This is a genomic window from Curtobacterium flaccumfaciens (assembly GCF_051548005.1).
Lineage (GTDB): Bacteria > Actinomycetota > Actinomycetes > Actinomycetales > Microbacteriaceae > Curtobacterium.
Map to the genome: position 1 here is coordinate 68,484 of NZ_JBPUGH010000002.1, position 11,283 is coordinate 79,766.

11 protein-coding genes are annotated in these 11,283 nt (G+C 73.9%); 7 read left to right on the forward strand and 4 right to left on the reverse strand.

All coding sequences use genetic code 11. The features are described from left to right. Positions 1 to 58: 58 nt before the first annotated feature. Positions 59 to 646 carry a nitroreductase family protein gene (locus ACSW7Y_RS00745; protein WP_290132882.1) on the reverse strand — a complete coding sequence of 196 codons (588 nt, stop codon included), beginning with the start codon at positions 644 to 646 and terminating at the stop codon, positions 59 to 61. An 81-nt stretch (positions 647 to 727) separates the two neighbouring features. Here ACSW7Y_RS00745 and ACSW7Y_RS00750 point away from each other — a divergent pair, with 81 nt between their 5' ends. After that, positions 728 to 1,651, forward strand: a complete 924-nt coding sequence (locus ACSW7Y_RS00750) for an AEC family transporter (protein ID WP_438124449.1) — start codon at positions 728 to 730, stop codon at positions 1,649 to 1,651. Between the two features lie 190 nt (positions 1,652 to 1,841). On the opposite strand, the gene ACSW7Y_RS00755 is transcribed toward ACSW7Y_RS00750, so the two are convergent. Continuing rightward, positions 1,842 to 2,678 (reverse strand): exodeoxyribonuclease III, encoded by an 837-nt coding sequence (locus tag ACSW7Y_RS00755; RefSeq protein WP_438124450.1) that lies wholly within the window; start codon positions 2,676 to 2,678, stop codon positions 1,842 to 1,844. Positions 2,679 to 2,758: 80 nt separating this feature from the next. Here ACSW7Y_RS00755 and ACSW7Y_RS00760 point away from each other — a divergent pair, with 80 nt between their 5' ends. From ACSW7Y_RS00760 to ACSW7Y_RS00775, 4 genes are read left to right on the forward strand one after another with little or no spacing between them, the layout of a single operon-like run. After that, positions 2,759 to 3,202 (forward strand): Asp23/Gls24 family envelope stress response protein, encoded by a 444-nt coding sequence (locus tag ACSW7Y_RS00760; protein ID WP_438124451.1) that lies wholly within the window; start codon positions 2,759 to 2,761, stop codon positions 3,200 to 3,202. After that, positions 3,199 to 3,390 carry a DUF2273 domain-containing protein gene (locus ACSW7Y_RS00765; RefSeq protein WP_058725186.1) on the forward strand — a complete coding sequence of 64 codons (192 nt, stop codon included), beginning with the start codon at positions 3,199 to 3,201 and terminating at the stop codon, positions 3,388 to 3,390. The genes ACSW7Y_RS00760 and ACSW7Y_RS00765 overlap by 4 nt, the downstream gene beginning before the upstream one ends. Continuing rightward, the gene (locus ACSW7Y_RS00770; protein WP_438124452.1) at positions 3,387 to 3,758 is read left to right on the forward strand and encodes a hypothetical protein; all 372 of its coding nucleotides are present in this window, start codon (positions 3,387 to 3,389) and stop codon (positions 3,756 to 3,758) included. Before ACSW7Y_RS00765 ends, ACSW7Y_RS00770 begins: the two co-directional genes overlap by 4 nt. Continuing rightward, entirely contained in the window at positions 3,755 to 4,387 is a 633-nt protein-coding gene (locus ACSW7Y_RS00775; RefSeq protein ID WP_438124453.1) for a hypothetical protein, read from the forward strand. The genes ACSW7Y_RS00770 and ACSW7Y_RS00775 overlap by 4 nt, the downstream gene beginning before the upstream one ends. A 353-nt stretch (positions 4,388 to 4,740) precedes the next feature. On the opposite strand, the gene ACSW7Y_RS00780 is transcribed toward ACSW7Y_RS00775, so the two are convergent. Together ACSW7Y_RS00780 and ACSW7Y_RS00785 are read right to left on the reverse strand one after the other, a co-directional pair. Beyond that, the gene (locus tag ACSW7Y_RS00780; protein ID WP_438124454.1) at positions 4,741 to 6,435 is read right to left on the reverse strand and encodes a peptidoglycan DD-metalloendopeptidase family protein; all 1,695 of its coding nucleotides are present in this window, start codon (positions 6,433 to 6,435) and stop codon (positions 4,741 to 4,743) included. 83 nt (positions 6,436 to 6,518) lie between these two features. Continuing rightward, positions 6,519 to 8,177, reverse strand: a complete 1,659-nt coding sequence (locus ACSW7Y_RS00785) for a hypothetical protein (protein ID WP_438124455.1) — start codon at positions 8,175 to 8,177, stop codon at positions 6,519 to 6,521. Between the two features lie 88 nt (positions 8,178 to 8,265). Between ACSW7Y_RS00785 and pyrE the strand changes: the two genes are divergently transcribed. Both pyrE and ACSW7Y_RS00795 read left to right on the forward strand, forming a co-directional pair. Then, entirely contained in the window at positions 8,266 to 8,817 is a 552-nt protein-coding gene (gene pyrE / locus ACSW7Y_RS00790; RefSeq protein ID WP_438124456.1) for an orotate phosphoribosyltransferase, read from the forward strand. Continuing rightward, positions 8,814 to 11,156, forward strand: a complete 2,343-nt coding sequence (locus ACSW7Y_RS00795; protein WP_438124457.1) for a septum formation family protein — start codon at positions 8,814 to 8,816, stop codon at positions 11,154 to 11,156. The genes pyrE and ACSW7Y_RS00795 overlap by 4 nt, the downstream gene beginning before the upstream one ends. The last annotated feature ends 127 nt before the right edge of the window (positions 11,157 to 11,283 follow it).

Here is an 11,283-nt window from a genome sequence, read left to right on the forward strand (position 1 = left end):
ACATACTACGACGGCCGGGCCCCATCGGGACCCGGCCGTCGGTACGACGTGCTGCCGGCTACTCCTTGACGAGGACGACCTCGTCGAGCGGCAGACGCGTGCGCGGTGCGACCTCGCGCTCGGCGGCCTTGTCGTCGAGCTGCGACGGGTCCGCGACCGTGCCGATCGCCGTCACGGTGTAGGGCAGGAAACGCTCCGGCAGGTCGAACGCGGCACGGAGGCCCTCGGCGTCGATGCCCGCCATCTGGTGCACGTGCAGGCCCTCGGCGTGCGCCTGCACGGTCAGCGCCGCGAGCGACTGGCCGAGGTCGTACTGCGCGAACGGGCGCTCCTCGCCGTCCTCGGTCACGGTCTCGAGCACGCCGACCACGAGCGCGCTGGCACGGAACGCCCACGCAGCGTTGAAGCCGAGCAGGTTCTCGTTGATCTTCCGGAACGTCTCGGTGCCACGGCGGCCGGCGATGAAGCGGCGCGGCTGGTGGTTCATCGCCGAGGCCGCCCAGCGAGCGGCCTCGAGGACGGCGTCGAACGCGGCGTCGTCGATGGTCGCGGTCTCGTCGTAGGAACGCGGGCTCCAACGCTCCTCGAGGAGCGGCACGAGGGGCTGGCTGGAGTCGGTCGAGCGGGTGAGCGTCTGCGAGGTCATGGTGCCGTCAACGGTATTCGATGCGTTCGCATTTCCGGGCTGTACGACGTCACATGAAGCCGAGGTGCCAGGATGGACGGGATGGGTGGCGTCTTGACCGGGTTCGCGATCATCGGCGCGATCATCGGCGCCGGGTACGTCGTCGGGCGCACCGGCCTGCTCGGCCCGCACGCCCAGTTCGTGATGAGCCGGCTCGCGTTCTTCGTGCTCATGCCGTGCCTGCTGTTCCACACCATCGCGACGGCCGACATCGCCGCGCTCCTCTCGCCCGTGCTCTGGGTGTCGCTCGTCAGCGCGCTCGTGGTGGCGCTCGGCGCGGCGATCGTGTTCCGCGTGCTGCTCCGGCGGTCCCTCACGACGACGACGGTCGGAGCGTTGGCGTCGAGCTACGTCAACGCGAACAACATCGGGCTCCCGGTTGCCGTGTACGTCCTCGGGCAGGCCACCGCCGTCGTCCCGGTGATCCTGCTGCAGCTCATCGTCCTCGCGCCCATCGCGCTGACGGTCCTCGACACCGCGACCGCCGGCTCGAGCAGCCTCGGGCGCCGCATCGCCGGGCCGTTCCGGAACCCGATCATCATCGCGTCGCTCGTCGGGCTCGCGTTCAGTGCGCTGCACGTCGAGCTGCCCGCGCCCGTGCTCGAGCCGTTCTCGCTCGTCGGGGCGGCCGCCGTGCCCGTGGTGCTGCTCTCGTTCGGGATGAGCCTGCACGGAGCCGCACCGTTGCGGGACCCGGCGATCCGGACCGACGTCGTCGTGGCGTCCGCCATCAAGCTCGTGGTCATGCCGGCGGTGGCGTTCGTGTTCGCGCGGTTCGTGTTCGGGCTCGGTGCGCAGGACGTCTTCGTGCTCACCACGCTCGGAGCGCTGCCGTCGGCGCAGAACGTCTTCAACTACGCGCAGCGGTACGGCGCTGCCGTGCCGGTGGCCCGGGACGTCGTGCTCGTCTCGACCGTCGGGTCGGTGCCGGTGCTCGTGGCGATCGCGGCCCTGCTCCACCCGTAGCGCGCTGTCCGGCGTGACCCACCGGCGGCCTAGAGGCGCGAGGCGGGCCCGCACCGTGCCTCCAGGCCGGCGTCGGGTCGCGAACCGGCCCGCACTCGCGACCCGCTCGGTGCTCGCGGCCCGCTCGGTGCGCGCGCCCGCGAGCGGGCACGCGGTCGCGACGCCGCGTGCGCTCGTGACCCCGCGGGGGTCAGAAGATCATCGGGCGGTCGTCGTCGAGCGAGGTGTCGAGGTCGAGGTCGACCGTCACGGGCACGTGGTCGCTCGGGGCGTCGCCCTTCCGCTCGTTGCGGTGGATCGCCGCGTCGGTCACGACGTCCGCGAAGGCCTGCGAGCCGAGGACGAAGTCGATGCGCATGCCCTCGTTCCGGGGGAAGCGGAGCTGCTTGTAGTCCCAGTAGGTGTAGCCGTCCGGGACGATCGGGCGCACGACGTCCTGCAGCCCCCGCTCCTCGAACGCCCGGAACGCGGCCCGCTCCGGCCCGCTCACGTGGGTCGCCCCCTCGAACACCGCCATGTCCCAGACGTCCTGGTCGAGCGGCGCCACGTTCCAGTCGCCCATCAGTGCGAGCGGCAGCTGCGGGTCCTCGGTGAGCCACTCCGACGTGCGATCGGCGAGCTGCGCCAGCCAGTCGAGCTTGTACGCGTAGTGCGGGTCGCCGAGTTCACGGCCGTTCGGCACGTAGAGGCTCCAGAGCCGGACGCCGTCCACCGTGACGCCGATCGCGCGGGCCTCGACCGGGAGGTCCGGCCCCTCGTGCCCCTTGAGGAAGCCCGGCTGGCCGGGGAAGTCCCGCGTGACGTCCTCCATCGGCAGCCGACTGGCGAAGGCGACGCCGTTCCACTGGTTCAGTCCGTGCGCCTCGACCTGGTAGCCGGCGGCCTCGAACGCCTCCGTCGGGAACTGCTCGGGCTTGCACTTGATCTCCTGCATGCCGAGGACGTCGACGTCCTCACGGACCAACCAGTCGACGATCCGCCCCACTCGGGTGCGGACGGAGTTCACGTTCCAGGTCGCCACGCGCATGGGTCCGAACCTACCGGTCCCTCCCCGGTGGGATGGTGTTCGCTGGTGTGCACCACCGGATCAGATCGGAGACCCCCCCCATGGCATCGACCACGAACCGCGTCGACGGGACCACCACCGGGACCACGACGACACAGGTGACCACCAAGGGCAAGACCCTCATCGACGACGCCGTCGTGGCGAAGGTCGCCGGCATCGCAGCCCGCGACGTGCCCGGCGTGCACGCCCTGGGCGGCAACACAGCACGCGCGTTCGGAGCGATCCGGGACGCCATCGGGTCGAGCGACCTCGGGCAGGGCGTCCGCGTCGAGGTGGGCGAGACGCAGGCGGCGGTCGACGTCACGATCGTCGTCGAGTACCCGGTGCCGATGATGCAGGTCGCCTCCGCGGTCCGCGAGGCCGTGACCACCGCGGTCACCGACCTCGTCGGACTCGAGGTCACCGAGGTCAACGTCGCGATCAACGACGTCGAGATCCCGGGGCTGCCGGCTGCGACCGAGGACTCCGAGGGTCGCGTGCGATGAACGGCACCGTCGTCGGGGCGGGCGTCGGAGCGGTCCTCGCGATCGTCGCCGTGACGCTCGGCTTCTGGGCGTTCGTCGTCGTCGCCGTCTTCATGCTCGTCGGCGCCCTCGTCGGCCGGATCGTCAGCGGTGACCTCGACGTGCGGCGACTCGTCGACGTGCTGCGCGGACGCCGGAGCTCGTCGTGAGCGCCGCCGTCGTGGCCGGCGGTCCCGGTAGCGGCGGCGTCGTGCCCGGGTGGGACCGCATCGGTCCCGCCGCACTCGTCCACACCGCCCAGGCGGTCGCCTCGGAGGCGCTCCGCGCGCCGTTCCGGGAGGTCCGTGCCCGGGTCGCCGACGACGGGCACGGCTCGCTCGCGGTCGAGATCACGGCCCCGCTCGTCGTGCCCGCGCTGGGTTCCGGGAACGTCCCTCCCGAGCCGGTGCTCCGGACCGCCCATCGCGCTCGCGGCACGATCGCCGAGCGGCTGCACACGATCACCGGGCGGCAGGTGGAGCGCGTGGACGTGACGTACGCGTCGTCGGTCGTCGAGGTGCCGAGGAGGGTGCGGTGAGCGCCGCGCCGACCGGCGCCCCGACCCGCGGGATCGACGCACCGTCCGCGGGCAACGAGCGGGTGTACCGGCGGGTCCTCCGCCGGGAGACCTCGGCGTCCCGCTCGGGCACCGTCGTCGTCGCGATGCTGCTCGTCGTCCTGCTCGCCGCTGCGGTCGTGTTCGCAGCCGCCGTCGTCCTCCTCGGTCAGCGGGTCCTCGGCGTCGATCCCCGAGCGGTCATCGACACGGCCGCGCGGGCCCCTGCCGGCCTCGACACGACCGTCGTGGTGACCATCGGCGCGATCGTCGCCGTCGTCGGGCTGGTCTTCCTGCTCCGCGGACTCCTGCCCCAGCGACGACCCCGGCACACCCTGCCGTCCGACCGACTCGCGGTGGTCGTCGACGACGAGGTGCTCGCGTCCGCCGCCGCCCGCGCGGCCCGTTCCGCCACCCGTCTCGGCCCGGACGCGGCCGTCGGCACCGTGGGACGCCGGACGGTCGACGTGGTGCTGCGCCCTGCCGCCGGCGTCGACGTGCCCGTGATCGACGCCACCGAGGCCGTGCAGCGGGAGCTCGACGCCGTCGCGGCGCAGCCCACGGTGACGCCGCACGTCCGCGTGCAGCCGACCGGGAGGGTGGACGGGTGAACGCCACGAACCGCGTCGTCGGACGCATCGCTCTCGTCCTCGTCGGGCTCGCCCTGCTCGTCGCGGGCGCCGGAGCCGTCCTCGTGCAGACCGTCCCGGTCGCCGCCGGGGTCTGGCACGACCTCGCACGACCGGGCCTCGCCGACCTCGGCGCGCGAGCGGCTCAGGACCCGTCGCTCGTCGCGTGGACCGCGGTCCTCGGCGGAGCCGTCGTCGTCGGCGTGCTCGCCCTCGTGGTGCTCAGCACGCTCGGCGGCGGACGGACCGGCACGGTCGTGCAGGACGACGGTGGCACCGACGGCGTCGCGGGATCGGTACGGATCGATGCCGCGGCCGTGCAGCACGCCCTGTCGTCAGCGGTCGGTGCGCTGCCGCAGGTGGCGTCGCTCGCCGTGGACGTCTACCGGGTGCGCGGCCGTCGTGCCGTCCGGATCCGGGTGCGTCCGCGCCGCGGGGCCGGGCCGCGTGAGCTCACCGAGCGGGTCGAGGCGATCGTGGCGGACCTCGATGCGCTGCTCGGCGAGCGGCTGCCGGTCCTGCTCGAGATCGCCCGCGGGGGCGTCGGTTCGGGCAAGCCGGACCGCGTGCACTGACGCCGGGGTAGGTCCCGGTGCACGTGCCGGTGCCGGTGCCAGCGCTGGCGCGAACGCACGAGCGCGAACGCACGGGCGCGAACGCGCCGCGGTGCGCGGCCGCCCGCGTCCGCTAGATGCCGACGCCGCGAGCGCGGAGGAAGGGCACGGGGTCGATCGTGGCGCCGCCCGTGTGGACCTCGACGTGCGCGTGGCACCCGGTCGAGTTCCCCGTGGAGCCACGAGCGCGATGAGCTGCCCGGCCGAGACGCGCTGCCCGGGCGACACCCGGAAGCCGCCGTTCACGATGTGGCCGTACGCGGTCGTGATCCCGCCGGCGTGGGCGATCCGCACGTAGTTGCCGTAGCCGCCGTACCAGCCGACGTACTCGACCGTCCCGGCGGCCGCTGCCACGATGGCCGACGAGCACGGGCTGCCGAGGTCGACGCCGTCGTGGAAGATGACGCCGCCGTGGATCGGGTGCACGCGGTAGCCGTACGGGCTCGTGATGCCGCCGCTCGCCGGTCGGACCCAACCCGTGCCCGAGCCGGATCCCACCGAGCCACCCGAGGACCCACCGCTCGAGCCGCCCGAGGCACCGGAGCCGCCACCCGACGAGCCGCCGCCGCTGTTCGCCGCCGCGGCCGCAGCAGCAGCGGCACGGGCGGCGGCTTCGCGCGCAGCCTTCTCCTCCGCCGCCTTGCGGATCGCCTCGCCCTCCGCGAACTCCTTCTCGGACCGGACACGACCGGAGGTCAGGGTCGCGAGCTGGGCGTCGAGTCGGGCCTTGTTCGACTGCTGTTCGTCGTACGCCGCCTGGACCTCGTCGGACGCGGCCTGCGCGACGTCCATGCGCTCCTGCGCCTCGTCCGCGAGTTCGTCGAGCTTCTTGGCCGCGCGGTCGGCCTGCGCGGTGAGGGACCGTGCGACCGAGGCATCCGCGGAGGCGGCGGCCTCGACGCGTTCGGCCTGCTCGGACAGCTTGCTCAGGGCGCCGAGGTTGTAGAGGAGGTCGGAGGCGTCCTGGGAACTGCCGACGACGGACGCGGTGACGTCCGCGCCACCGGAACGTGCCATCTGTGCGGCGAGCTGGCCGGCCTGCGCTGCGCTCTGCTCGGCGGTCTCGGCGTGCTCGTCGGCCTCGGCCCGGAGCCTCTGTTCCGTCTCGGCCTGCCGTTGCGCCGCGGCCTGCGCCTTCGCGAACTCGTCACCGAGGCGCTGGGCCTCTGCCTGGGCTTCCTCGAGGTCGTCGGACAGGCCGTCGATGATGCCGCGGATCTTCGTGATCTGCGTCTGCTTCTCGGACTCCTCGCCGCGGGCGGCGAGGACGTCGTCCCACGACGGGTAGGTCTTCGCCTGCGCCACCGGGGCGTCCAGCACGACCGAGCCGACGAGTCCCGCGAGCGCCAGACCGGTGACGGCGAGGCGGAGCGGGAGGGCCGGGCGGCGGGGTCGGTGGCTGGCGGCGCGGGTCACAGGGGGAAGCCTATACATCCGTACAGGCACATCGGGTCGCGGGCGCGCCGCTGTGGACGGAACGCCACGTGACGGGGCGGAGCTCAGAAGCCCCGGTCGCGCAGGGTCCGCTCGGCGCTCTGCACCACCCGCTCGCGGAGGACGGCCGCGCCGGCGGTCCCCGCGTAGTCGTAGACGTCGAAGCCCGTGCAGTGCGTGATCGACGCCGGAGCCCCGAGCGAGTCCTCCACGGCCCGGGTCCACACGTCACCGGAGCCGATGACCACGAACGTCGGCCGTGCCCCGCGGTAGGCGCCGAGGTCGACCAACCACGGGTACGTGTCGAAGGTGTCCCGGACCTGCAGCAGCTGGACGTTCCGCGCCGCGTACGTCGCGAGCGGCCGGACCGTCCAGAACTGCCCGACCCCGGTGACGTCGCGGCCCCCGGCCCAGCGGTCAAGGCAGCCGGCCGCGGAGTAGCGGGCGTCCGACACGGTCCGGACGGTCCCCGGGACGGCGACCGCCCCCGCCACGAGGACGGCCGCCGCGCCGATCGCGAGCACGGTGCGGACCGTTCGTGACGGCCGGTGGACCCGGGTCGCACGGACGGCGGTCCGGGTCAGCTCGGCGACCGCGATGAACGCCAGGAGCGGGGCGGTCACGATCGGTTCGAGGTACCGCGGGGTCTCCGACCCGGCGACCACGACCCCCACGGACACGGCGACGACGGTCACGAGCGGCAGCACCGTGGCGACGAGCACCGTGCGCGAGGTCCGCACGCGCCACGCCCACACCGTCCCGCCCACCGCGAGCAGCACCCCGACGAACAGCAGCAGCAGGCCGGCGTCCCCCGCCGCGCTCGCGGCACGCTCGTCCGTGAGCTGCGCGAAGAACGCGAGCGTGCCGCCCGCCTGCGAGGGGTGCACGTACGTGGACGGGTCGAGCGACACGAACGGCCGGAGCGGGATCCGCACGAGGTACCCGACCACGGAGCCGACGACCAGCACCGCGCCAAGCAGGACGGACGGACGCCACGGCACCCGCCGGGCCAGCGCGAGCAGTGCGAGGGTCACCACGACCGGTCCGGCGGACCACGGCACGTACAGCGGGTTCGAGGCGGTCGTCAGCGCTGCGACGAAGCCGAGCGTGACGAGGACCGGCACCGATGCGCGGCCGGTCCGCACGGCGCGGAGCACGAGCACGGCCGTGCCGAGCATCGCCAGGACGGCGCCGTAGTAGTAGGTGGTCGTCAGGAGCAGTGACGCGAGTTCGAGCGACGTCGCCGTCGCGGTCGACTCGGTGAGGACGAGCGCCGTGACGAACGCGAGCGCCAGACCCGACACCGCGATCCGCGCCGGGCGTCCGGCCGAGGGCATGAGCTCGTCGGCCGCCGCACGGAGCAGCGCGTACACGGCGAGGAGCGCGAGCACACCGTTGAGGGCGAGCGCCTGCTGCGGGGTCGCGGTCACCACCGAGCAGAGCAGGTAGACCGGCAGCTCGGGGAAGAAGAACAGCGCGGGGGACATCGCCCACTCGAACGGTTGTCCGGCGTCGAGCGAACGCCGGACCAACGGGAGGAGCACCGAGTCGCCGTCGTACCAGAGCAGTGCGACCCGCGGGGTGGCGACGACGTGGCGCAAGGCGATGACGGACAGGGCCAGCGCGACCAGGGCGCCCAGTGCCTCCCGGCCGACGGCGACCCACCTGCCGCCGCTCGCCGCGCGCGCCCCCTCGACGGCTGGCGACGGTGCGGAGCGGGACATGCTCCGGAGCGTACCGAGCGCGCCTCGGCGCGCGCCGCCCAGGAGGACAGCAGCGCCCCACCACCCCGACCGGCTACTCTGGTGCGCTGTGACTGACGTGCGTGACCAGTTGATCGACCACATCAAGGCCGATGCCGTGTTCCACGGCGACTTCACCCTGACCAGCGGCAAGCAGGCGTCGTACTACATCGACCTCCGCAAGGTCAGCCTCGACCACCGTGTGGCGCCGCTCATCGGACAGGTGATGACCGACCTCATCGCCGAGGTGCCGGACGTCGCCGCCGTCGGCGGCCTCACCATGGGTGCGGACCCGATCGCGAGTGCCGTGCTGCACCAGGCCGCCGCCCGCGGCCTGACGTACGACGCCTTCGTCGTCCGCAAGGAGCCCAAGGACCACGGTCGCGGCCGCCAGGTGGAGGGACCGGACGTCCGCGGCAAGCGCGTCATCGTGCTCGAGGACACCTCCACCACGGGAGGCTCGCCGCTCAAGGCCGCCGAGGCGCTCGAGCGCGAGGGCGCGATCATCGCCGCGGTCGCCGTCGTGGTCGACCGCGACACCGGCGCCAAGGAGAAGATCGAGGCCGCCGGGTACCCCTACTACGCCGCCATCGGGTTGGCCGACCTGGGGTTGTCCGCGTGACCGGGGAGCGTCCGGACGACGCGCGACGCCCCGAGGACACCGCCGGCCCCGCAGGCGGGGACGACGGCCTGGAGGAACGGCGCGCGTCGGACACGGACGCTCCGTTCCACGGTCTCCGCAGTGCTGCGGACATCTTCGGCGCTCCCCGCTCGGCCGACGAGTGGCCGTCCCGACGGGAGCGTCGCGAGGCGATCAAGGCCGCGCAGGAGACCGGTGCGCCGCTGCCCGAGCCGTTCACGGCGCCCTCCGATGACGACTCCGCCGGCGAGGACACCGCGACGGCGGCCGAAGCTCCGGATGACGCCGTGGTCCCCGACGGCGACGCCACGCAGGCGATCTCGATGCCCGAGGAGCTCCGGGCGCCGTCGCAGCAGGCGCACCCGAGCTCGATCCAGCTCCCCACCGCGCAGTCGAACCGCGACGCCCGCGCCGCCGAGGCCCGCGCGCTCGACGAGGAACGACGGCGAACCGACCCCACCGGGACCGGACGCGACGACGTCGACTGGCTCGGCCGTGCGACCGGCACCGGGACGGGAGCGGTGACGGTCGGCGAGCCGATGGCACGGCAGGCCCTCGGCGTCGAGGACGCGCTGCCCTCCGCCGACGAGCCGCCGAGCTTCACCGACCTGCTGCGGGTGCAGCAGTCACCCGACGACGCGGGCGCCGCTCCGGTCGACCGGCCGTTCGACTGGGCCGTGCGGGACGACGTCACGGGCGAGGTCCCGACGACGCTGACCTCGAACGCCTACGACACCACCGCCTTCGACACGAGCGCGCTCGCGACCGGGTCGTGGTCGCTCGCCGACGAGGCCGACGACGAGGACGAGGTCGTCACCGGGGAGGTCCCCACCTCCGGAGCAGGTCTGCCGGCCGTCGCGGCGCCCGGTGCGCTCGGCGCGACCGCTGCCGCTGCCGCTGCCCAGCCCGAACCGATGGCCCTCGAGCCGGACGCCCCGACGACGCGGCTCTCCGTACCGGACGCGGCCACGGGCCTCCCGGTCGAACCGACGCGACCGTCGACCCCTGCCGAGCCCGCGCCTGCCGAGCCTGCGCCTGCCGAGCCTGCGCCTGCCGAGCCTGCGCCTGCCGAGCCTGCGCCTGCCGAGCCTGCGCTCGCCGAGTCCGCGCCTGCCGAGCCTGCGCCTGCCGAGCCGGCCGCTGCTGGGCCGACCACGGGGGAGTCCACCGCGACCAGATGGTCGCTCTCCGACGAGGCGGAGGAGACGCCCACCGTCGCCTTCGAGCCGCCGCGCTCCGCGACCGCGACGCCGTGGTGGGCCGAACCCGACGACGCGGTGCCGCCGACCGCCGCCCCGCCGCTGGTGGAGCCGACTCCGGAAGCGTACCCGGCGCACCTCCCGCCGGCCGTCGGCCAGGACTTCGACGGGCTCCTCTCCGCCCCGGAGGACCGCCCTGCTCCCGACCCGGTCGCGACCACCGGGTCCGGCGCCGCAGCGGTGCGGCCGGAGGACATCGACCAGTCCGAGTGGACCGATCGCGAGACGAGCGACACGAGCGCGATCAAGGACCTCTTCGGGACCGCCGCGGTCGACCAGCTCGGGACGACCGGGTACGACCCGCACGAGACCGGTACGGCGATGATGCCGGCGGTGCGGTCGTCCGCGACGGACGGTGCGTCGTCCGCCCGCTCGGCGGGTGTCCCGACCCCGCCGCCGTCGCAGCAGGGGATCATCAACCAGCAGTTCGCGAAGCTGCAGGGCGAGGGAACGCGCGGCAAGCAGCTCCTCATCGGCGGCGCGATCGTCCTCATCGTCGTGCTGCTCGTGCTCGTGTTCCTCTTCGCGAGGTGGATCATGGGCAACACGGTCGCCGACCACCTCACACCGCCGACGAAGTCGCCGACCGCTGCTGCCCAGTCCGCATCGCCGTCGACCACGCCCTCGGCCCCGGCTGCCGCGTCGGACCCCGCGGTGGCCGCCCCCGGGCTGCAGTTCGCCACCACGCCCGCGGCGCCCGGCGAGCACGCGTGGACCGACCTCGCGGGCGGGGAGTGCCTCTCCCCGTTCACGAACGCCTGGGCGCAGACCTTCACGGTCGTCGACTGCGGGGCACCCCACGCTGCGCAGCTCACCGCCCGGCTGCCGGTGCAGGCAGACGCGTACCCGGGGGCGGACGCGCTCGCCGGGCAGGCCGCCGAGCAGTGCCAGACCTCGAGCGCGCTGGACACCGCTGCCGCCGCGGCGGTCGGTGACGTGCAGGTCCAGGGGTCCTACGCGCCGGACGAGTCCACGTGGCAGCAGGGCGACACCTTCATCTCGTGCTTCGTCACGCGGTCGTCGGGGCAGGAGCTCACGGGGTCGCTCGCGCCGACGGCGTAGGTCGAGGCGGCCCGGCGGCGCGCCCCGGTCTGAGGAGTCCGGACGTGCCGTCCGCGCCGTGGGCGTCCGCGCTGGTGCTGTCGTCGGACGACCCGTCCGACGTCGTCCGACAGCGACGGCGTCGCTC